Here is a 23,706-nt window from a genome sequence, read left to right as displayed (position 1 = left end):
TTTAAATTTACATCACCAAAACACATTGTTCAAATTTAAAAAAACGTCTTAATTTTTCAGCTATTCATTACCCTACTGTTTTTTTATATTGAACACGATTTTACTGATAATTACGATATTGATAATTAATTTTATATTGAACTATATCTGTGGGAAATATTATGAATAACATGGAATACAATCAAATAGAGCCAATGGTACTTTTATGTGGTCAAGTCGTTTATGACCCACTAAAGAGAACGCTATCTCGCGGAAAAAGAACTGTGAATTTATCTGAAAATGAATCCTGCCTATTAAAGCTATTGTTGTTAAAAACGAATAGCAAGCGAGAAGTGATGCACGAAATTTGGGAAAAGCGTGGAACTATCGTGACTGAAAGCAGTTACTACAAATTAGTCAGGCAATTGCGCCAATCATTTAAGAAAGTAGAGTTAGATGAAAACCTCATCATGACACTGCCCAGAATTGGTATCTTATACACTGGTGAAAAGTCAGAAATGCCAATTTTATCCAAATTTAACGAACAGAAAAATATGTATGCATATGTTCGCTGTTTTTTCCAGAAAGTATTTAACCGTTCATTTCAATAACTTATTTATATAATAGAAGAAAAACCATGCCTAGATTGACTATATCAAAAAATATTTTACATTTTATTTTCATATTAGCCTGTTGTTTATTTTTATTTTCTTGTAATAACCCAATAAATCAAAATCGAAATGGATTTAATATTCAAGGTGATGTTTACAGTCAATCTATCGACATTCCTAATGATGCATTAATTACCATTTCAGTGACCCCAATAAACGGAAATAGTTACTCTGAAAAAAGCCATTATGATTACACCCTGACAACCAGAAAATCCACGAGAACAGTTAATTTCTCTATTAATTTACCGGAATCGCTGTTAACTCAAGGCCACTATTTTGGTTTAAGTGTTCGTGTCGAAAAAAAGGGGGAATTACTGATGATGAGTAATCAAGTTACTCCGTTAAATCAATCTACGCCTGAAAGGCTGTCACTAAAAGTCAGTGCTCTCTAATCGATTAGAACTGAAAAACGCCTTGCTATATTTAAAATATATCAATGTATTCAATTCATAAACACACAACCATTAATATATAAAAACAGAATTAATTGGAATCTATTTGTCATTAAATATAATTCCAAATTATTCAAATGAAATATAAATAGAATAAGCATAGTCTCTGTAAATCTGTAAATAAGACTCACAGGATAATAAATATTAAGTATTAAGTACTCATCTATTTAGCTGCATGAAAATCAGGAATAGCGCAGGAACAGCTCAGGAATAGGGATTTTTAAAATCATTATCACTTTTTTAATTAAACCTTTTCTGGAGTTTTTTAATGGTTATCAAATCTAAGGATTCTATTTTTTATTACCTGACATTTATTGTTTGGCTAGCAATTACCACACATGTCATGTTCATTTTGACATCTATTTTTTTACCCATTACCGCTAACGCATTTACTGAACAAGTGAATCAGCCTCGTACTTTTTTATTACCTAAAAAAAGTACGCTTCTACTCAGAGAAACACAGCCCTACATACTGCAAGCGGGAGAATCCGTCCAGAGTATTGCAACAAAATACAATATCAACTTGAGCCAATTACGTAAGCTCAATCAGTTTCGAACTTTCTCTCGTAGCTTTGAGTCTCTTAAAGCAGGCGATGAACTGGATATTCCAATGGCGCCTTTGCCAACCCTTGCGGACGAAAATGAAAAGCCCGTTTACGCGCCTTCTCCCGCGGTCAGTGATGATGAAATTAAATTTGCCCAATTTGCATCAAAAGCTGGTCAGTTTTTTACTAAACAGCCTAATCATGAAAAAACAAAAACATTTGCACGTGAAATAATCACAACGGCAGCGAGTAGTTATCTACAAGATTGGTTTAATCACTTTGGTAGTTCACAAATTAAATTAGAAGCGGATAAAAAATTTTCACTCAAAAATTCACAGATTGATTTGTTACTTCCCCTTTATAAAGGCGAAAATAACCTACTGTTTACTCAAGGTAGCTTTCACCGTAAGGAAGGTCGTATCGAAACCAATCTAGGTTTAGGTACACGTTGGTACGATGAAAAACAGATGATCGGAGGAAACACCTTCTTTGATTATGATGTGTCTCGAGGTCATTCTCGTGTAGGGCTAGGCATTGAATATCGTCGTGATTTCTTAAAACTGTCAGGCAACAGCTACCATCGTCTTAGTCGCTGGCGCAATGCTCGAGAATTAGTCGATCACTCAGCCAGACCGTCCAATGGATGGAATCTCAGCGCAGAAGGTTGGCTACCTACCTATCCACATATTGGTGGAAAGTTCACTTACGAGCAATATTATGGTGACGCTGTTGCCCTATTCGGCACCAAAAATTTACAACGCAACCCCTACTCCATCAATGTCGGCCTCAACTATACGCCGATTCCATTAATCACATTGAATGCAGAACATCGTCAAGGGAAAGCCAGCAAAAAAGATTCGCGGGTTGGTTTACAACTAAACTACCAATTTGGCAAAAGTTTGAAGCAACATTTGGATCCACAATCCGTCAATGCATTTCGTTCACTCATGGGTAATCGTTATGATTTAGTCAGTCGTAACAATCATATTATTTTAGATTACCAAAAGAATGAGCTGATCCATTTATTTGTTACAGACACTATCATGGGCCAAGCAGGAGAAAAAATACCTCTGAATGTCACAGTAAACAGCCAATATGGATTGAGCCACTTCACTTGGAGTACAGAATCATTAGTTGCCTCAGGGGGATATCTTCTCAATGAAAATGGTCAATACAGTATTGTCTTGCCCGCGGATAAAAATAATGTGAAGAATGCTAATAGTTATACCATAAGTGTTCTAGCAACAGATAAAAAAGGCAATTCATCATCAAAATCTGTCGTTCATATTTTTATTGCACAAAGAGCCAATACAAGCACTTCAGGTAATAGCTAGATTGTAAATAACCACATTAATACAGAAATTAAATTTGAACCATCATCATTTCTGACTGTGATTGGAAAAACCTTGTTGAACTATCAAATAAAATATAGCTTTCATTAAAATAGGTCACTCTTCATGACATCAGAGTTAAAAATAATCTTAAGCACATCGAGACTACGCTCCCCTATTGGGGGGGGTAGCCCTTACTGAAGAAATACCTACAAAGTATTAACATAATAGTCACTCATTATTTCCATATGATGAAAAACAGCGAAAATAAAAAACAAAAAAACCATATAATTTATTAACCTCTGTCATTTGTTTTATTTAGCAGCATAACATAAAAACTGATCAAATAATGATCCTCTTAGATTGATATCTATATCTAATATATCTAATAATAAAAAGATATTAAGCTAATTTCCTATAAGGAAATCAACTCATCAAATATAGCTAATACTTTATTTTAATTTTTTTTAGATTTATATTTTGGTAAATTGATTAATGTTGACATTTAACACTAAAAAATAATACCGTATTAAAATATACATTTGTTCTATACCTATAAAAAAACAAACCTAACGCCATGAAATAAATGAATTAATTTTCAATATTCATTTAAGGTAAATATAAATCTAAAAATTAATATAATTATATTGTCATTTTGGGAGCAATTGAAAACATTCATGAGAATAGTATATTATTTACTTAGTGACTCTTGATGCTCACTATATATCCAACTATTTTTTTAAAAATTAATACTATATTAAGCAATACTTATTGTTTCTAAAACTAATTCTGACCATTATTTTACAATTATAATTTTATAGAGAATAAACATGAATAGAAAATTTCCCATTGCCTATGCTGTTGGGCAGAAAATAAAATCATTAAGAAAATCGCAAGGTTATACTGTTTTTCAACTCGCTAAAGAATGTGATATTAGTGAACAACAGCTTTTCCGTTATGAGCGTGGCGTCAATCGCATTGATATTGATTGTTTAGCGCGAGTAACGAAAATATTGGATGTGAATATTAGCGATATCTTCTCTGATATATTTCAAGATAATAGTGATATTTCTCATGAGCATAAATCAAAAGAACTTACTGAGTCTTACGCCTAATATAAAGAATTTCATTAGTGCTATTTAAAGAAGCATAAAAAGTAAAAGCCTATCTCTAGCGCTTTTACTTTTTATTTTAGCTTCCTATTTTTTCATCTAATCATGTCCTATTTGCGATTTCCCGCCACAAGCACTACTCTATACCCAATTCTATTCACCAATCTGCAAAATACCATGTCACAACTAACTACATTAATGCAGCGATTCGGATTTGATTCTGACCGTTTACGCTTTGCAATGATCACTGCCTGCGCATCTATTCTCGCGCTATTTATTGCTGAATATGCAGGACTTACTCACCCCCAATGGGCGGCAATGACCGTATGGGCATCAGCGCAACCTTGGCGTGAAAACTTATTAGAAAAAAGTTGGTGGCGGTTTGCAGGTACAGTTATTGGTGTCGTTGCCGGCATTGCACTCATTCAAATTAACCTAATCAGCCCGTTACTTTTTGTTATTGGTTTAGCAGGATGGTTAGGCGCATGCAGCGGTATTGGGCAACTACAAAAAAGCTTTGTGGCTTATGGTACTTTTTTAGCGGGTTATTCTGCAGTAATGGTGAGCATGCTCAGCGTTCATGCTACAGACAATATTTTTTCCGTAGCATGGGATAGATTTTGGACCATTTTAGTGGGCGTCTTATGCGCCGTTTTGTTTAACTTTTTGTTCACCCCCAAGCGTGAACAAGCCTCTATCATAGCCCTCAAACAACAAATTGATCAGCAGTTTTACACGATTTTGCACCGCTCTTTATATAAAAAAGAATCTATTGAACAACAGGACATTGACACCTTATGGCAGAAAATGACCACCTATGATGAGCAGTTAGAAGCTAACCGTATTGGGTGGCGTTATCATCGTAAACAAGTCATAAAAGCCCGCCAACAACTACTCGCTCAAAGCCAGATTTTGCTACAACTTGATAAATTTAAAGGGGTAGCTGCATTTCCATTCCCAGAAATACAACCGACCGAATCCCAATGGAAACATATCCTGTCTCTGTGCCCGAATGGCATATTGAAAAATCTCTTAATCCCACTGTTTTATGTGTCAAAAGGGTTATCCATCAAGGCACAACACCGTGTAGATAAGCTAAAACTCCACCATGATCGCATTGCCGCTTGGCAAACTTTTGCACGCTCCTTCGTTTCCATTGCCACCGTTGGCTTACTCTGGTTAGTAACTCAATGGCAAGCTCTGGCGTATTTAACTCTGGGGTTATCGGTGATGATCGCACTGTTTGCATCCCTCGATTACCCCGCTAGGTTTATGAAAAACATCTTCACCGGACAATCTTTAGGGGCACTTGCCGCGTTGATTTGTACTTGGTGTCTATGGCCATTTGCATCATCATCATGGCAAATGACCTTATTTATTGTGCCCGTCATCATCAGTGGAATTTTGGTTTTTGCCCACAAAAAACTGATTTTAATCGCCTTTGATTACATCATGGTCTCTTTGATCTTACTGCAACCAAGTTACCCTTTTACATTAAGTTTTCCAGAAAGCCTCGGTAATGCCATCGCCATTATTTGTGGGCCGTTAGTTGCAATGGGGGCTTTTTATTGGATTTACCCAACAAATCCGAAGAAACGTTACCAAAACCTTATTTTACTCAGTGAACAACAATTTATACTGGGTCTTAATAAGATTATTGCCGGACAAAAACCCTCAACATCACAGATGAGTCATCGCCTATTTAGCGGGTTAATATTGGCACGCAAAAGTGAATATCCATTTGATAGAACAATACAATTTTTTGCTGTCCGCCACGCTATTTGGCTTAATCTGATTCAAGTTTATAAACAATTTTCCGCCTCTGAATCATACAATCGTGCCCTAAAAGGGCTCATTTTACGTTTACAGCACCCACAGCCTGATGTTGAAAAAATTCACCGTCTTCTGCAAACACTATTACGTAGACAACAAAATAGTACTGAATTACGTCAATTGTATAATGATGTCCATCTCTACTTACATTATTTGGACACTAACAATTGAATATAAAAAATAACAATTAATGAAAGTTTGAAAACAATAAAATAAATTATTGCTTTAAATTGATTATCAAAAATAAATCTCTTATTTAAATTATAGAATCCCAACATACAATCAATAAATAATGCAAAAATCATGGATTTATTTAAAAAACTTTTAGATAAATCCTCGATAATCAAAATCTACCACAAACGTAAAATTTGTTATATTTTCGTTTAATATCAGTAATTTGATAAATATCATGCAACCCTCTCTTTTTCATACTTCTGTTTGACTTACCCGAGTCCTATTTGCATAGTGATACTCATAATAATTTTTATATTTTCCTGCTTTTTATTTTTAATCCTTCTTATTCCAAAAAATTTAAATATATCTGATTACAACTTATGAAAGAGGTTTTCATGACTAGGGAATTATTTTCTACTAATGAAATGAAATTATTATTTGAAAAATTAGCATCCTTTACTGTTTATCCTGAAAATAAAGGTGTGACACGTTTGGCCTATACACCCACAGACCAATTGGCACACCAATACATGATAGTAACCATGCAAAAAGCTGGGTTTACTGTTCGCCAAGATGCGATAGGGAATATTTTTTGCCGATTACCGGGAAAAGATCCCAATTTACCTGCTGTTGGTACTGGCTCTCATTTGGATACGGTTCCTAATGGTGGCGCTTATGATGGTACGCTTGGTGTCGTAGCAGGGTTTTATGCGTTGATGCAATTCGAGCCAAAACAATTATCTCGCTCTCTTGAGCTCGTCATTTTTAGGGCTGAAGAATCCAGCCGGTTTGGTTTTTCATGTATTGGCAGCAAAGTGTTACTTGGGAAAGTTGATCGTGAAAAGTGGGCCCTCAACCGAGATGATGATGGACACAGCTTTTTCGATGTCTTAGATAGCCTTGGTTACCCAAGCCACGAAATTGAACAATGCCAATTGGCTGATAACCATTATTCTGCTTTTATCGAAATGCATATCGAACAAGGTCGACGCCTTGAGCTGGAAGGAAAATCAGTGGGAATTGTGAACGGAATTGCGGCGCCAACCCGCTTCCAAGTTCAGGTCACCGGACATGCGGATCACTCCGGTGCTACTCCAATGTATCAGCGCCACGATGCATTAGTGGCCAGCGCCACCATTATCAGCGATGTAAACCGAGCGGCTTGCCGTGAATCTGTATGGGGAACCGTCGGTACCATTGGGAAACTCAATGTATATCCAAATTCCATGAACGTTATTCCCGGTGAAGTGAATTTCTTGGTTGATATTCGCGGTATTGAGCCAGAAAGTATTGCCCGCGTTGCCACTCACTTGAAAAATTCCATTAGAAAATCGGAACAAGACAACGATGTTTCGATTCAGATCCGTGAAATTTCAACGGAAGCACCAGTGAAATTAGATAACGAGATTTGTCAGTGTATTGAACAGCATTGCCTTGAACAAAACATCGGTTATATGACAATGTTGAGCGGTGCAGGTCATGACTCGATGAATATCGCCCAAAAATTCCCAACCGCAATGATTTTCACGCCATCAAAAAATGGGATTAGTCATCACCCTGATGAGTTTACTGATTTCGACGACATTATTATTGCCGCCAATCTATTGAAAGATGCCCTGCATTCTTTAGCAAAATAAAGCCTTATCGAAATAAAAAGAGCCGCTGGGAGATTACTCTCTCAGTGGCTCTTTCCTATCACCAAAATTACATTAATGACACCAAACATCCGGTATACAGCTGATAGGCTGTTAACATCTGTTTTTCATCGAAATCGAAATTAGCTTGGTGATGCCCTGCGGTTCTATCTGCACCGACAACAAAATACAGAGATTTCCCCCCATGACGCTGCACGCGTTTTGCCAAGATAGTGGCATCTTCGCTACCGCCAAATGGTCGAGTCGCCACCGCAGTTAATTCCCCATGTTGTGCTACCACACTTGCCAAGGTGTCAATCAGCTCTTGGTCATTAGTTAAATCAACCGCTTCACCCATCACTTCACTTTCCATTTCTAGCTGGAAACTGTGTGCGGAGCCTTCAGCCATGCGAATCGCATTTTCGCTCATAAAGCGGTTGATCTCTTCATTTTCGCCACGGACTTCTATCTGCATTTGAGCATAGGATGGCGTCACATTTCGCCCCTCACCTGCATTCAGTACCCCAATGTTAATGCGCGACATTCCTTTACCGTGTCTTGAAATCCCCAACATTTGCGTTGTGGCATGACAAGCACCTGCTAACGCGTTACGCCCTAATTCAGGCTCAGCGCCTGCATGAGACGGTGCACCTTTGAAGCGAAAATCCAGTTTTGTTGTACAGAGAAAATGGGTTGGGTTAATCACAATTTCACCACTATTGGCAATGAACCCTAAGTGTGCCCCTAAGAAATAATCCACATCATCCACAATGCCACTTTCTGCCATCGCTCTCGCACCACGAACGCCTTCTTCCGCAGGTTGGAATAACAATTTTACTTTGCCAGATAAGCTCTCTTTATTTGCCACTAGCCAATGTGCAACGGCTAAACCAATCGCGATATGCCCATCATGGCCACACGCATGCATTTCACCGGGATGGCAAGAGCTAAAACTATCATTTTTTGGTCGATGGGTTTCATCGGTACTTTCTGTCACGCCGACACAGTCAATATCAAAACGTAGTGCTACCGTCGGTCCCGCTTTACCGCTATCAAAAATAGCAACGCACCCTGTCAACTCCTGCATTTCAGCCAGCAGATTTTCATCAACTTGGTGCTTTCTTGCCACCGCTAAACCTTTATCCACCACTTTTTGTTGACGTCCGAAGGCATATTCAGGATTGATCACCTGTGGACCCACTTTCACGTCTAAATTCAGGCTGCGCAACTCTTCAACGATTTTTGCTGTGGTTAAAAACTCAGACCAACCAATTTCCGGATATTGATGGAATTCACGACGCCATTGAGTCAGTTGTTCTAATGTGATGTTTGACATGTTATCTCCTTAAAATTAAAGCATGATGAGCGCAATGAAGATCACCCCAACAATCATGCCGGGCGCAGTACGCTTCACAATTTCCATCGGGTTCACATTGGCTAAACCTGCACAGACGATAGCCGCACCCGCCAACGGTGACATGGTTCTACCCAATGCGCCTGAAATTGCAGAAGCCATCCCCAAATCAGGAATTTCATAACCAAATTGCTGGGCAAATGGGGTTACCGTTTCGTTGAAAGCAAACGCGGCCGCATCACCTGAACCCGTGATAATTCCCATTAAGAATGGGCCCAATGTCCCTCCCCAACGTGCGAATTCAGGAGAGTGGATCAGAAAACCAATGAAGGAATCAATTAAGCCGGATGCTTTAAGACCCGCAGAGAAAACGGCGGCAGCGATGATGATCCCAAGAACATCCCCATAGGCATTCCCCATTCCTTTAAAAAACTCTTTAGTAATGGTTGAAGGGTTAGTACGCGTGATCACTAACGCATAAATTGCCCCAATGACCATCGCCGCTGGCACACTGATTTGATACGCTTTCAACGCATCCATAAATGGCAGGATTAATAGGATTAATGGAATAAACGGCGCTGTCGCGTAAAGATAATTTGGTTGTTCTGCCGCTACATTTTGTTCTGTACCCGCAGTGCCATTCACTTCGACAACCGCTTTCATGTTGTACTCTTTTTTCACTAAAGCAACGATAGCTAAAGAAACGGCGGCGATGCCTCCAACCGCTAAGCTATATGGCCCGTGGCGAGCAATTAAGTCAACAATACTCATGTTCGACATCTGCGCCACAAATGGGTTATGTGACAACCCAGGGCTCAGCATAGAACCTATCGTACCGCACAGCACGGCACCACCTGCAATAGCGGGGTGAATACGCGCAGCAATCAGCAATGGAATCAATGTCGCACCAACCGCAGCGGCACACCCTGCTGCAGATGGGATCGCGATGTTAATAAAGAAAGTCAACACGACCGCTGCGGGGATCAGGAAAAAACCCAGTCGAGTTAAAACACGAGATAGCACCAGCACTAAGTGTTTATCGCACTTGGTGTATTTCATTACATAAGCAAAACCCATACTGGAACAAATGGCTTGGATCAGCGGAGCCGAAACCATGCGCTCGCTAAATGCATTTAAGGCATCCATTGGCACGAGACTAATAATACAAAGTACTAGCCCCGCAGCAATTAATACCATCCGAGTTTCATATTTTTTAATTAAAAGATAAATTGTAGCAACGATAATTAATGCCGCGATAATTTGTATTATCATGACTGACCTCTTTTATTCCCTGGAGAAATAGATAGAACAAACAAAGAAAAGAATGAATTTTTAATTGGTAATTCATTTTGAACTTTAATTGTTTTATTTAATTGAGGGATATCAATTTTAACTCCCTATATAGAAATTAACTGCCATTTTGTGATCAGCGCGATGTTTACTATAAAAAAATCATTCAAAATTAAAAAATATTCTTTAAAAACATAACCATATTAAAACGACAAGAAACATTAAATCTCGTCAAAATGACTATAAAATTAACGTTATTATCATTTTTGCAATATTGAAACTCTTTTTTTACTCTTTACTTATCAAATGATAAAATATTAAATTACATAAATAGTTATATTTATAAATATAGATTCCAATTTAGATTAAAATCATGTTTACCTCAAAAAAACGAGCAGTAAATCCCAAATAACCTTTTATAAAGGTAATATTAAATAAAATATTAAAAACCAGCTGAGCATTATATTTTATTGCATAAATATAAATAAAAAAAACGAATCATTAACCCCCACACATTCGGAAGTTTTTTATCTTAATTTTACGTTCTTTATTTGTATCATTGGTTGTTTTGCCCCCTGATTTTTATCGTAGTTTTATCTCACCCCATCCGGCTTTTTACCGTCTTACTCCCTTTCCAGTTACGCGACAGACTAGAATAAAAAACGAGCAAAAACACCATTCATTAATTCTTTTTAAGCATGTATGAAAACGTTTGCTTTTTGTTTTTACGGCTATAGAATTCGTCAGATTTTTTTGGCCAGAGAATAGCGACAGGAGGCAACTGTGTCCGGTAATAAAAATGTGTCCGGTGATAAAAATTATAGTCATGAACCAGTACCCATATCCGCAAGAAAAGGCGGACTCGCATTAACCTTTGTAATGCTGGGTTTAACGTTCTTTTCCGCCAGTATGTGGACCGGAGGCGCTCTCGGTACCGGTCTTAGTTTCAACGATTTCTTCCTCGCAGTTCTCATTGGTAATCTTATTCTTGGTGTCTACACCGCCTTCCTTGGTTTTATCGGTTCAAAAACAGGCTTAACAACCCACCTTCTTGCTCGTTATTCTTTCGGTATTCGCGGCTCTTGGCTCCCTTCTTTCTTACTTGGCGGTACACAGGTCGGCTGGTTCGGTGTCGGCGTTGCCATGTTCGCCATTCCCGTCGGTAAAGCTACGGGCTGGGATATCAACTTACTGATTGGTATTTCCGGTATTTTGATGACCGTCACCGTGTTCTTTGGTATCTCCGCGTTAACCATCCTCTCCATTATTGCCGTACCTGCCATTGCTATCTTAGGAAGCTACTCAGTGTATCTTGCTGTCACTGATGCCGGTGGTTTAAGCGCTCTGCAAATGGTAAAACCGGAACAACCAATCGATTTCAACCTCGCACTGGCGATGGTTGTCGGCTCGTTTGTCAGCGCAGGAACCTTAACCGCTGACTTCGTACGCTTCGGGCGTAAGCCGAAAATCGCGGTACTGGTGGCGATTGTGGCGTTCTTCTTAGGCAACTCACTGATGTTTATCTTCGGTGCGGCGGGCGCAGCTTCATTAGGCATGGCGGATATCTCCGACGTGATGATAGCGCAAGGGTTACTCTTACCAGCAATTATCGTGCTTGGTTTGAACATTTGGACAACCAACGACAACGCGCTGTACGCTTCCGGCTTAGGGTTCGCCAACATTACGGGCTTATCCAGCAAGACGTTATCCATTATCAACGGCTTAGTGGGCACACTCTGCGCACTGTGGCTGTACAACAACTTTGTTAGCTGGCTGACCTTCTTATCCGCAGCCATTCCACCGATTGGTGGCATTATCATCGCGGATTACTTAATGTATCGTCATCGCTATGCCACTTTTGACATGAGCAAAATGCGTGATGTGAATATCAGTGCGTTAATCGCCGTGGCTGCGGGTGTTGCCGCAGGACATTGGCTGCCAGGCATTGTCCCTGTTAACGCCGTGCTTGGCGGCGCTATCTGCTACGCCATTTTGAATCCACTATTGAATCGCATACACGCCACTAATTCGGAGATGACCCGTGCTTAATCAACATATTCAACATATCCACAATGTCCGTTTACCTGAGCGTGAAGGTCTGTGGCGAATCGATATTGAAAATCAACAAATCAAAGCTATCGTTCCGCAGCCCGCAGGTGAAGTATTAGCCAACAGCCTTGATGGTGAAGGTGGTTTAGCTATTCCTCCGTTTGTTGAGCCACATATTCATTTGGATACAACCCAAACCGCTGGGCAGCCAAATTGGAACCAGTCTGGCACCCTGTTTGAAGGGATTGAACGCTGGGCAGAACGCAAAGCGATGCTGACCCATGACGATGTAAAACAGCGCGCTTGGCAAACACTAAAGTGGCAGATAGCTAACGGTATCCAACATGTTCGTACCCACGTTGACGTTTCCGATGCCACTTTAACGGCACTGAAAGCCATGCTGGAAGTGAAAAAAGAAGTCGCGCCTTGGGTGGATATGCAGATCGTTGCTTTCCCACAAGAGGGGATCATGTCCTACCCAAACGGCGAAGAGCTATTAGAAGAAGCGCTACGTTTAGGGGCAGATGTGGTCGGGGCCATCCCGCACTTTGAATTCACCCGTGAATATGGTGTGGAATCACTTCATAAGACCTTTGCGCTGGCACAAAAGTATGACCGTTTAATCGATGTTCACTGTGATGAAATTGATGATGAACAGTCACGTTTTGTCGAAACCGTTGCCGCCCTTGCTCATCGTGAAAATATGGGCGCACGCGTTACTGCCAGCCATACAACGGCAATGCATTCTTATAACGGCGCTTATGCTTCACGTTTATTCCGTCTGCTGAAAATGTCAGGGATTAACTTCGTCGCCAACCCGTTAGTGAATATTCACTTACAAGGTCGTTTCGATACCTATCCAAAGCGTCGTGGGATCACCCGCGTGAAGGAAATGCTCGCCGCCAATATCAACGTCTGCTTCGGTCACGATGATGTGTTCGACCCGTGGTATCCGCTGGGTACCGCGAATATGCTGCAAGTGCTGCATATGGGTCTGCATGTTTGCCAATTGATGGGCTATGGTCAGATTAATGATGGCCTGAAGCTTATCACTGAGCACAGCGCGAAAACCTTGAATTTGCAAAATTACGGTATCGATGAAGGGAAACGCGCAAGCCTGCTGATCCTGCCTGCCGAAAATGGTTTTGATGCAGTACGCCGCCAAGTGCCAGTACGCTATTCCATCCGCGATGGTCGCGTGATTGCCACTACGCAGCCAACCGTGACCCAAATTCAACTCGACGATGTCGAGACAATTCGTTACGGCTACCAGCCACATAGCGAAAACTAAGCTTACCCCAACACGGGGCTTGTTGAACCTGCAATCAATGAGTTCCCCGTGTTTTTCTCCCCTGAAATATCTTCATATACCTCATTTTTATTGCTAAACCCCAGACTGTTTCTTTACAGTAAAAGTTTCTTTAAGATGAATTAAGTCAAATAACACGAGTGCTGGGTTTCCATGAGAATACTATTAATTGAAGATCACCTTAAAACCCAAGGTTGGGTTAAAAATGGCTTAGAAGAAGCGGGTTTTCTAGTGGATGTGGCTAATGATGGTCGCGATGGACTCTACTTTGCTTTAGAAAACAATTATCAATTGGTTATTCTCGATATCATGCTGCCCGGTATGAGTGGCTGGGATATTTTAAAAATCTTACGCACCGCGAAAAGCATTCCCGTTATTTGCCTCACTGCACGGGATGCCGTAGATGATCGTATTAAAGGCTTAGAGCTCGGTGCCAATGACTACCTTGTAAAACCATTTTCGTTTTCTGAATTATTAGCGCGTGTTAAAAACCAACTCAAAGTTAATCAACCAAGCTCGACAACCATGACTATTGCAGATTTAAAGATAGATCTGACCCGCCATGATGTTGAACGCGGAGGAAAGAAAATTATCTTAACCCGCCAAGAGTTTTCTTTGTTGCTGTTTTTCGTGCTGCATAGCGATGAAATTTTACCAAGAACCTTAATTGCCAGTGAAGTTTGGGGCATCGATTTTGACAGTGATACCAATATCATCGATGTCGCCATCCGTCGATTGAGAAAAAAAATTGATGATGAGTTTGAGGTCAAGCTTATCGAAACCATTCGAGGGATGGGATACCGCTTAAATAGGCCAATAGAATGAAAAAAAAGTCGTTACGCTTTAAACTTATTTCCCTGTTTATCATTCTGATGGTCGCTAATGCTGGCATCGTGACATGGGTTTTGTATCACTCGCTGAAGAATGAGCTGTCTGAACAAGACAATAATTTGCTAGTGAACCGTGCAGAGCAGCTTGCTAAGTTAATTTCCGGTGGCATCGATATCAAAACGCTACCGATGTATTTCCAAAGCATGATGGACATGCGCCAAGATTTGATCCAAATTTCTGATGCGAGTGGGCACATACTCGTCGCGACTAACAGCGAACTTCTGGATACCCAACCACTGCGGTTAGTGAACCTTGGGCAACTCAATATTCATGCCATCAACCATTGGCAAACCGCACAAAATATCCCCATCTCCGCAGTCTATTTCGCCATGAACTCACCATTAGGGCAGCTCCATGTGGTACTCGGTAAAGTCTCCGTCGACCGCAGCGGGGTATTAACCCAATATTTAACCCAAAGCGTGCTTGTATCTGCTCTCTCAATACTGCTGATGGGGTTACTGAGTTTATGGTTGCTGAAAAAAGGGCTCTCCGATATTCAATCACTGAGCCAGATCACGATCAAAACGGACGTACATGCGCTGAATGATCCGATCGATATTGCGAAGCTTCCACAAGAGTTAAAAGAACTGGGCGAATCAATGAATACGATGCGCCAACGGCTAAAACATGACTTTGTTAAACTAACCCAGTTCGCCGATGACTTAGCTCATGAGTTAAGAACGCCCATTAATGCCATTCGAGTGCAAAATGAAATTACGCTCCAGCGCTCCCGCAGTGCTAGCGAATATGAAGACGTCATCATTAGTAATATTGAAGAGCTCGATAAGCTGGCACAGATGATCCAAAGCACGTTATTTATTGCACGTGCTGAAAATAAAAATATTACGTTAAATCGAGAAAATCTCTCAGTCTCAGGATTAGTGAATGATGTTTATGAGCTATTTTCTGCTTATGCAGAAGAGAAACAGATTACGCTTTATTGTAAACCTTCAACCCTCATGCTTGATGCTGACCCGGTATTACTGAGCCGTGTATTCATGAATGTTATCGCTAATGCGATTAAATACTCTCACCCAAATACTCGCGTGGTTACCCAAATCATTGAGCATCCTCAGCAACGAGAAATCTGCATCACTAACCAAGGAGAACCGCTACAAAATAGTGAGGAAATTTTCACTCGTTTTTGGCGCGGAGATAATGCCAGAACTACAGAGGGAACCGGATTAGGTCTGGCGATTGTCAAAGCCATTGTTGAACTGCATGGCGGTTCGGTTAGCTTTGAACACCATGCAGGCACCAGCATCATTACCCTAAAATTTCCTACAATTAAGTAAGATGACAAATTTGTCATCTTACTGTCAGCCACTTTGATCACGCATTCGGTATAACTGATTTCATTCTTCTTTTTGCTATGGAGCGCACAATGAAAAAGTTACCTAAAATCCCTGGATCTCAAATCACGGATGAATCCATTTTTTTTATGAAGCGCCGACAACTGCTCAAAGCCTTAGGTGTGGGGGCGGCAGGTTTAACCGTTGCCGCGACAGCAAATGCAGGCTTATTTTCTTGGTTAAGTGACGATACGCCAGCAACACCCTCAGCGCCAAGAAAAGCGCTGACATTTATTCAGCCGGAGGAGTTTCAGTCATCGTTAACCCTGACACCTGAAGATAAAGTGACTGGCTATAATAACTTTTATGAGTTTGGGCTAGGAAAATCTGACCCCGCTGAAAATGCGCATACCCTCATTACCGACGAATGGACAATCACCATTGATGGCGAAGTGAATCGTCCTTTGACCCTTAATTTAGATGATATCAACACCAAGTTTCCCTTAGAGGAACGTATTTATCGTATGCGCTGCGTCGAGGCTTGGTCGATGGTTATTCCTTGGATTGGTTTTCCATTAGCCAAATTATTGGCATTGGTGGAGCCCACCAGCAAAGCCAAATATGTTGCCTTTGAAACTCGTTATGCTCCTGAACAAATGCCGGGCCAAAAAAGCCGTTATATCGGCGGTGGGTTATCTTATCCCTATGTTGAAGGACTGCGTTTAGATGAAGCCATGAACCCGCTAACCTTACTTGCCACTGGCGTATATGGAAAAACATTACCTAATCAAAATGGCGCTCCGATCCGCTTGGTTGTTCCTTGGAAATATGGCTTTAAAGGAATTAAGTCTATCGTCAAAATTCGCCTAACCGAGCAGATGCCAGATACTACATGGAACCTATCCGCGCCTAGTGAGTATGGTTTTTTTGCCAATGTGAATCCGCAAGTTGATCATCCTCGTTGGTCACAAGCCACCGAGCGTTTTATTGGTGCCGGGGGTTTAGGTCAAGTGACCCGACAACCTACTTTGCTGTTTAATGGTTATGGTGACCAAGTCGCAAACTTGTATCAGGGGATGGACTTGCGGAGATACTTCTAATGCCTCAAGAAAACAGGTTATTAGTGAGATTAACCAAAGGAGGCTTTCATCTTATTGCTCTGCTTCCTTTGGTATGGCTGATTTTTTTAATTGATACCCAGCAATTTGGCGCTGATCCCGCTAAAGACATCCAACATTTTACCGGAATAGCTGCTTTGCGTTTACTCGTCGTTATCGCACTGATCCCGGTTATCGCTAAATTATTGCGATTTACCGCGCTGTTTCAGACACGAAAATTACTGGGATTATGGTGTTTTTTCTGGGCTGTACTGCATTTGAGTAGCTATTTATTACTGGAGATTGGCATCAATAATTGGGCACTCTTTTTCGAAGAGGTTTTTTCGCGGGTCTACTTAGTGATTGGTGCCACTGCTTGGCTATGCTTATTTTTGATGGCGGTGAGTTCATTCAACCGCATACGAATAAGCTTAGGCATATGGTGGAAAAGAATTCACATGCTGCTTTACCCAACGCTATTACTCGCACTTTGCCACTATGCTTTGTCATTAAAAACCTTAACGCCTGAGCCGATTATTTACTTAGGGTTAGTGGGCAGTGCCTTTGCTTATCGCGTTTGGATCCAACAAAAACAGCCAATCAAACCTTAGGATAAATTGGCGATCCCCAAGATCGCCAACCGACTCATCAGCGATAAAAAATCAGTTTTTTATCCGCTTCAATATTCATCGAATCCTGCCAAGCCACCAGCGTTAAATGCGCCAGCTTACTCAGCCCCACATAAAATGGTGAATCGCCTTTTTCCTGCATTTTGCCTAAATACAGCAGGCCCCATGGCAAAATATGTTTGCCTAATAATTCAGAAAGATTTTCAGGTTGATGTTCCGCTACCCAAGCCACCATCATCATCAATAAACCAAAATGGTCTTCGGGTTCGTTTTGGGTTAAATGAATATCAATTTGATTGGCTTGCATCCACTTTCGAAGTTGCAAGGTAGACTCGCCAAACAGCACATTTTCTTTATCGAGCCAGACCGATCCCCACGGTGGAGAAGGGAGTGCGTAAGGGCCAATAAAGAGGCGTTGATAGGCCTCATCTAGGGTTTCATCATCACGTTGCAGTGCCGCCATCTCTGCGGCAATCCCTTGTTTTTGCTCTTCAGAGCCATAGTGCCAATCTGCTACCCACTCACCTGATACCAATAATTCGATAATCTCAGGCACTTGGTCAGGGGAATAATAGAATGCCGCACCAAGGATCCGAGCTGTCACAGAAACATCATTTAAAGCGAGTTCGTTCATGGTGTGTAATCCACTGTTCATGTGTTATGTGTTGTTTTGTTTATTATTGATAAAAATTCTTGGGAACGAAAGGCTTAGCAAAAGGTTGCTAAGCCTCAGACCATTGACAAAACCATCAGGTTTGGAAATGGCTCGTTTGGGTTGTAAAATTAACGAGGAAAATCAATTTATTGATTTTCGCCTGATAACACAAAGAGGGAAAAACCACGCTTTTATCCCTCTTTGTTATCAACCTCAGGCTTAGCAACCATCTGCTAAGCCTTTGTAGTGATGATTAGTTAACTGCCATGCCCACGGTCATGTGCAGACCATAGAACACACCGCGTCCAACTATCTCGCCCGCCAGCACTAACAGGGTACCAATACCCAAGTTGATGACGGATGGATTACGTTTCGCGATTAACGGCATGATCCAGCAGCCCAGACCCATCGCAACGGCGACAATCTTAATATCCATTAAGAAACCGTAGTCAGGCACTAAATCCGTTGCTTTTTGTACCGCGGTTTCAATACTCGCCAAGTCAAATCCTTGAGAGATAGCGGCGGCTGCGCTCACTAATAATGCTATCGCACTCAATGCAGGGAGACGACGAATACATTGCAGGTCAAACCCAGCCACACGCAATAGCAACGCGGCTAAGATAGGCCCACCTAAGAATGCCGTTAGCACAAAGTTGATCATGGTGTAGCTGTTATTCCATGTTGGTACCGTTGGGATTTGGTACACACGGGAAGTTGCCACCACAAAGATAGCCGCAAGAACAGCCACCACCACTAACCATAATTTACCTAGTGCAGCAGGCATTTTATTTAACACTGCCAACAACCAATACAAGCCCCCAAAGGCAAAGAAGATTGCACCACTAGCAATTTCATTACTCAGTGAAGAAGCCCCTAGGCGATTGAAGGCATTAAATGCACGCAGTGGTGTCCCCATGTGCATCGTGGATAGTAAGAAACCAATCCCCATTAACACCCACAGGCCGAACATGCTGTAATGCACTTTACGGTTAAGTTCAGGGGATAATTTTCCACTTAACAAAACCGCTGCCATCACAATAAATGCACCTGCAACACTTTGACCAATAACGGTGAAAAACATCAATGGCCATTCATGAATTCCCGCGCCCATATTAAACTTCCTCCGGGTTAGCCAGATGACCCGTGGTATCACCGACAGGTTTGCTATTGGCATTCAATTTTAAGACGATATTTGGATGAGTATACTCAGCCGATGGTAACGGTGCGATTTCCGCTAAATCCCCATATTTGGCGCGTAGCTCTTCAATCGGTGCCATATCCAATGCCCGTAATGGGCAAGATTCCACACAGATTGGTTTTTTGCCTTCTGCAACACGCTCATAGCAACCATCACACTTGGTCATATGGCCTTTTTCTTGGTCAAACTGAGGCGCACCGTAAGGGCATGCCATGCTGCAATAGCGGCAACCAATACAGACTTCTTCATCCACCACCACAAACCCATCTTCGCGTTTGTGCATCGCACCGCTTGGGCACACTTTGGCACACGCTGGGTCATCACAGTGGTTACACGAAATCGACAGGTAATAGGCGAAAACATTCTGTCCATAAACGCCATCTTGCTCAGTCCAATCCCCCCCTGCGTATTCATAAATACGGCGGAAATTCACTTCTGGAGATAAATTTTTAAAGTCTTTGCAGGCTAACTCACAGGTTTTGCAGCCAGTGCAACGACTTGAATCGATATAAAAACCATATTGCGTTGACATATCTGGCATCCTTAAGCTTTCACAACTTCAACAAGATTAGAGTGTGATGGGTTCCCTTTCGCCAGTGGCGATGGACGCTGCGTAGTCAGCACGTTAATGCTGCCCGCATGATCAACGCGGTTACCATCAGGGTCATACCATGCACCCTCACCCAAACCAACCACACCCGGTAAAATACGCGGGGTGACTTTGACTTTGACACGCACTTCGCCTCGGTCATTGTATACACGGACTAAATCCCCCTGTTTCAGGGAACGTTTCGCCGCATCTTGTGGGTTGATCCATAACTCTTGAGGACAAGCCGCTTTCAGTACATCCACGTTGCCATAGGTTGAGTGGGTACGTGATTTATAGTGGAAGCCCGTCAACTGTAATGGGAATTTCGCCATTAATGGATCGCCGTACTGCTCAAACCCAACGGAATAGACTGGCAGTGGATGGATAACATCCCCCTCTTCCAGCTCCCATGAATTTTGCAGCTCCGCTAATTGCTCGGAATAGATCTCGATTTTGCCTGATGGCGTGGTTAATGGGTTTGCAATTGGGTCTTCACGGAAGCTTTGGTAAGCCACATGGTGACCTTTAGGATCACGTTTTTTGAAGATACCTTGCTCACGGAACTCTTCGAACGTTGGCAACTCAGGTAATGCAGCGCGAGATTGTTCGTATAAATGGCGCAACCACTCTTCTTGGGTACGATTTTCCGTGAACTGTTCACCGACACCCATACGTTTGGCAATTTCGCTGGTCATTTCATAGATATTGCGGCTTTCAAAACGCGGTTTGATAGCTTGGTCAGCAAAAATAACGTAGGACATATTCCCCGCAGAAGCATCCATACAGAAATCCATTTGCTCAGACGCAGTGCAGTCTGGCAGTAAAATATCGGCATATTTTGCAGAGGCGGTCATGTGGTTATCAATCACCACAATCATTTCGCACTTCGATTCGTCTTGCAGGATATCGTGGGTACGGTTGATTTCTGAATGTTGGTTAACTAAACAATTACCTGCGTAGTTCCATACCATTTTAATTGGTACATCCAATTTGTCTTTACCACGGACACCATCACGGGTAGCGGTCATTTCAGGACCACGCAGGATGGCGTCTGTCCACATAAACATGGAAATGCTGGTTTGCACCGGGTTAGTTAAGGTCGGCATACGCACGAATGGAATGCTGTAAGAGCCTTCACGAGCACCCGTGTTACCGCCATGAATACCAATGTTACCGGTTAAAATCGCCAGCATTGAGATAGCGCGAGACGTCAATTCACCATTTGAACGACGCTGAGGACCCCAACCTTGCACAATATAAGCCGGTTTTGCAGTACCAATTTCACGGGCTAATTTCACAATGCGATCTGCCGGAATACCTGTGATGGATGCTGCCCATTCTGGCGTTTTCGCTTGACCGTCAGGGCCATCACCCAGGATATAAGCTTTGTAGTGCGCATTTTTTGGCGCGCCAGCTGGCATGGTGGTTTCATCGTAGCCCACGCAATATTTATCTAAGAATGGCTTATCCACTAAGTCTTCTTTGATCATCACATACGCGATAGCGTTAACGAGCGCCGCATCAGTACCCGGACGAATTGGGATCCATTCATCTTCACGCCCTGCACCCGTATCGGTGTAGCGAGGGTCGATGATGATCATTTTTGCGTTAGATTTTTCGCGTGCTTGTTCAACATAGTAAGTCACCCCGCCGCCGCTCATACGCGTTTCGCCCGGGTTATTACCAAACATCACGACTAATTTAGAGTTTTCGATGTCTGATGGACTGTTACCGTCCGCCCAGCCACCAAAGGTGTAATTCAGACCTGCCGCAATTTGTGCGGTACTGTAATCGCCATAATGATTTAAATAACCACCACAGCAGTTCATGAGACGAGCAATTAAAGTCGCGCCCGGTGGCCATGATTTTGTCATGGTACCGCCAAGGGTACCTGTACCGTAGTTTAGGTAAATAGACTCATTACCATAATCTTTAATTAAGCGCTTCATGTTGTCAGCAATAGCGTCGAAGGCTTCTTCCCAACTAATACGCTTAAATTTACCTTCACCGCGTTTGCCTACGCGCATCATTGGGTAGCGCAGACGGTCTGGGTTATAGACGCGGCGGCGCATAGAGCGACCACGTAAGCATGCACGCACTTGGTGCAACTCTTCATACACGTCATTACCTGTATTATCGGTTTCAACGTATTTGATTTCGCCATCTACGACATGCATGCGCAGAGGGCAACGGCTTCCGCAGTTAACTGTACACGCACTCCAAACAACTTTTTCATTTCCTGATGGTGTCGATGTTTTTTGCTCTGTTTCCGCTGAAGCGCTAAACGGAAGAGAAAATCCTCCCGCAGCAGCGGCTAAACCTGTCACGGCGCCCGCTTTCACAAAGCCGCGACGGCTAAGAGGAGCAAAAACAGCAGCTTTCTCTTTTATATTGGCCATATATAACTCGCTCACTTAAATTGCAATTGCTTAAAATAATAAGAAGTTTTTTCGCTGAACTTTTTCGCTAAAATAATGGAATAAAAAATGTAGTTAGTGTGCTATTAGCGATAAAACTGCCAGTCACATAATTAGAGGTAATTAGAATTTTTGATTGAGTTAATAATATCAATCGGGGAATTTGAGAGATTGTCTTACATCAATAAACACATTGATAATCAACATAATGAACTATTTTTTACCGCTTAACTCGCGGTTAATTCTGGAAATTCGTTATATAGTAAAACACATAAAAAAACATTTATAATATATAAAACCTTCATTTCAAATGATTATAAAAAATAATACGATAAGGTTTTATCAACTCCTAAATGATTATTATTGTATTTAGCTGATAGTTTTCATGTGAAAATAAGTTATTTATAAATGATATTCATTATCAATATTAAATACCTAAAAAACCTCCGCTCCCAGAAGTAAAATACAATTACTCGCAATTACCCACGGCGTAATATTTATCAAAAATCACAATGTACTTGCGGCTTTTCTTGGTTAAACGCGCATCTTGATACGTTTGGTTAGGTAATAGGTAAAGGACGTAAGGCTCGGTATCATCCTCTGCATCACAATTGTTATGCAGCAACACTCTAAAGTAGGTATTCCCTGTATTTTTCAAGATGCCTGCATTTTGGTCGAGCATATATTTAAAATCAGGCTGCTTGGGTCTCACGACAAAGTAAGTTTCTAAACTGACCGTTGGGTAAAACAGCGGCTGTTTACGTTGCTCATTATCATTTTGCATTTCAAGTGTCGTTTCACTAATGATGATTTTGTAATAGCGCTCTTGGTTGTCCGCGGTTCCGCGATAAAAAATTTTAAAGAATTCCTGCTCACCCGGTAATAAAATTTTCTTCAGCGGAGTAAAGATAATTTCCCCATTATGAATAGCTCGCCCTTGCTCATGACTGCCCGGTTTATCAATTTGATACGCACTAAAACTGTATAAATTGGTCTTTTTCGTATCATTAATATAGGGCTTAGAAAAAAATTCTTTGTCGGAATCCATCGAAGAGATATCCGAGCTAATGTATAGCGCGTTAGCACTATGATTGAAGGAAATAATCATAAAAAGAAGTAAGAATTTCAGCAAAGAATTTAATTTCATGTTTAGCCTGTTAGTGCTGAAGAAAAAAGCGACTTAAGATTGAATAAGTCGCCTAAAA

Annotated in this window: 19 protein-coding genes; 12 read left to right on the top strand and 7 right to left on the bottom strand. The window is 41.5% G+C overall.

The features are described 5' to 3' along the window. Window positions 1-161: 161 nt before the first annotated feature. From LDO51_RS06900 to LDO51_RS06875, 6 genes are all read left to right on the top strand, one after another. Window positions 162-590, top strand: coding sequence for a winged helix-turn-helix domain-containing protein (locus LDO51_RS06900; RefSeq protein WP_225576844.1), 429 nt, complete (start codon window positions 162-164; stop codon window positions 588-590). Between the two features lie 26 nt (window positions 591-616). Further along, window positions 617-1,042 (top strand): YbaY family lipoprotein, encoded by a 426-nt coding sequence (locus LDO51_RS06895; RefSeq protein WP_225576843.1) that lies wholly within the window; start codon window positions 617-619, stop codon window positions 1,040-1,042. A 328-nt stretch (window positions 1,043-1,370) separates the two neighbouring features. Next, the gene (locus LDO51_RS06890) at window positions 1,371-2,981 is read left to right on the top strand and encodes an inverse autotransporter beta domain-containing protein (RefSeq protein WP_225576842.1); all 1,611 of its coding nucleotides are present in this window, start codon (window positions 1,371-1,373) and stop codon (window positions 2,979-2,981) included. An 827-nt stretch (window positions 2,982-3,808) separates the two neighbouring features. Further along, entirely contained in the window at window positions 3,809-4,093 is a 285-nt protein-coding gene (locus tag LDO51_RS06885; protein WP_225576841.1) for a helix-turn-helix domain-containing protein, read from the top strand. 174 nt (window positions 4,094-4,267) lie between these two features. Then, a complete protein-coding gene (locus LDO51_RS06880) occupies window positions 4,268-6,094 on the top strand; it encodes an FUSC family protein (protein ID WP_225576840.1) in 1,827 nt (608 codons plus the stop codon). Between the two features lie 398 nt (window positions 6,095-6,492). Beyond that, complete coding sequence (locus tag LDO51_RS06875; protein WP_225576839.1) at window positions 6,493-7,734, top strand: Zn-dependent hydrolase; 1,242 nt, start codon at window positions 6,493-6,495, stop codon at window positions 7,732-7,734. A 67-nt stretch (window positions 7,735-7,801) separates the two neighbouring features. Here LDO51_RS06875 and LDO51_RS06870 read toward each other — a convergent pair whose 3' ends face one another. Further along, on the bottom strand, window positions 7,802-9,067 hold the full coding sequence (locus LDO51_RS06870; protein WP_225576838.1) for an amidohydrolase: 1,266 nt from the start codon (window positions 9,065-9,067) through the stop codon (window positions 7,802-7,804). A 15-nt stretch (window positions 9,068-9,082) separates the two neighbouring features. Beyond that, entirely contained in the window at window positions 9,083-10,357 is a 1,275-nt protein-coding gene (gene dcuC, locus LDO51_RS06865; RefSeq protein ID WP_225576837.1) for a C4-dicarboxylate transporter DcuC, read from the bottom strand. A gap of 819 nt (window positions 10,358-11,176) precedes the next feature. Here dcuC and codB point away from each other — a divergent pair. From codB to LDO51_RS06835, 6 genes are all read left to right on the top strand, one after another. Continuing rightward, window positions 11,177-12,424 carry a cytosine permease gene (codB, locus tag LDO51_RS06860; RefSeq protein ID WP_225577235.1) on the top strand — a complete coding sequence of 416 codons (1,248 nt, stop codon included), beginning with the start codon at window positions 11,177-11,179 and terminating at the stop codon, window positions 12,422-12,424. Continuing rightward, entirely contained in the window at window positions 12,417-13,715 is a 1,299-nt protein-coding gene (locus tag LDO51_RS06855; protein WP_211887047.1) for a cytosine deaminase, read from the top strand. The genes codB and LDO51_RS06855 overlap by 8 nt, the downstream gene beginning before the upstream one ends. A 171-nt stretch (window positions 13,716-13,886) precedes the next feature. Next, the gene (locus tag LDO51_RS06850; RefSeq protein WP_225576836.1) at window positions 13,887-14,558 is read left to right on the top strand and encodes a heavy metal response regulator transcription factor; all 672 of its coding nucleotides are present in this window, start codon (window positions 13,887-13,889) and stop codon (window positions 14,556-14,558) included. After that, entirely contained in the window at window positions 14,555-15,919 is a 1,365-nt protein-coding gene (locus LDO51_RS06845; protein WP_225576835.1) for a heavy metal sensor histidine kinase, read from the top strand. Before LDO51_RS06850 ends, LDO51_RS06845 begins: the two co-directional genes overlap by 4 nt. Window positions 15,920-16,008: 89 nt before the next feature. Next, a complete protein-coding gene (gene msrP, locus LDO51_RS06840) occupies window positions 16,009-17,016 on the top strand; it encodes a protein-methionine-sulfoxide reductase catalytic subunit MsrP (protein WP_225576834.1) in 1,008 nt (335 codons plus the stop codon). Beyond that, window positions 17,016-17,624 carry a sulfite oxidase heme-binding subunit YedZ gene (locus LDO51_RS06835; RefSeq protein ID WP_225576833.1) on the top strand — a complete coding sequence of 203 codons (609 nt, stop codon included), beginning with the start codon at window positions 17,016-17,018 and terminating at the stop codon, window positions 17,622-17,624. Before msrP ends, LDO51_RS06835 begins: the two co-directional genes overlap by 1 nt. Window positions 17,625-17,661: 37 nt before the next feature. On the opposite strand, the gene dmsD is transcribed toward LDO51_RS06835, so the two are convergent. From dmsD to LDO51_RS06810, 5 genes are all read right to left on the bottom strand, one after another. Next, on the bottom strand, window positions 17,662-18,276 hold the full coding sequence (gene dmsD / locus LDO51_RS06830; protein ID WP_225576832.1) for a Tat proofreading chaperone DmsD: 615 nt from the start codon (window positions 18,274-18,276) through the stop codon (window positions 17,662-17,664). A 274-nt stretch (window positions 18,277-18,550) separates the two neighbouring features. Further along, the gene (locus LDO51_RS06825) at window positions 18,551-19,408 is read right to left on the bottom strand and encodes a DmsC/YnfH family molybdoenzyme membrane anchor subunit (protein ID WP_132496824.1); all 858 of its coding nucleotides are present in this window, start codon (window positions 19,406-19,408) and stop codon (window positions 18,551-18,553) included. 1 nt (window position 19,409) lies between these two features. Continuing rightward, window positions 19,410-20,027 (bottom strand): DMSO/selenate family reductase complex B subunit, encoded by a 618-nt coding sequence (locus LDO51_RS06820; protein ID WP_225576831.1) that lies wholly within the window; start codon window positions 20,025-20,027, stop codon window positions 19,410-19,412. A gap of 11 nt (window positions 20,028-20,038) precedes the next feature. Then, on the bottom strand, window positions 20,039-22,483 hold the full coding sequence (gene dmsA / locus LDO51_RS06815) for a dimethylsulfoxide reductase subunit A (RefSeq protein WP_225576830.1): 2,445 nt from the start codon (window positions 22,481-22,483) through the stop codon (window positions 20,039-20,041). Window positions 22,484-22,970: 487 nt separating this feature from the next. Beyond that, window positions 22,971-23,648 (bottom strand): fimbrial protein, encoded by a 678-nt coding sequence (locus LDO51_RS06810; protein WP_225576829.1) that lies wholly within the window; start codon window positions 23,646-23,648, stop codon window positions 22,971-22,973. Window positions 23,649-23,706: the final 58 nt, after the last annotated feature.

It is taken from the genome of Providencia alcalifaciens (genome assembly GCF_020271745.1).
In the GTDB taxonomy this organism is placed as follows: domain Bacteria; phylum Pseudomonadota; class Gammaproteobacteria; order Enterobacterales; family Enterobacteriaceae; genus Providencia; species Providencia alcalifaciens_B.
The sequence above is the reverse complement of the archived record's forward strand: the minus strand, read 5'-3'. Positions and strand labels throughout refer to the sequence as shown.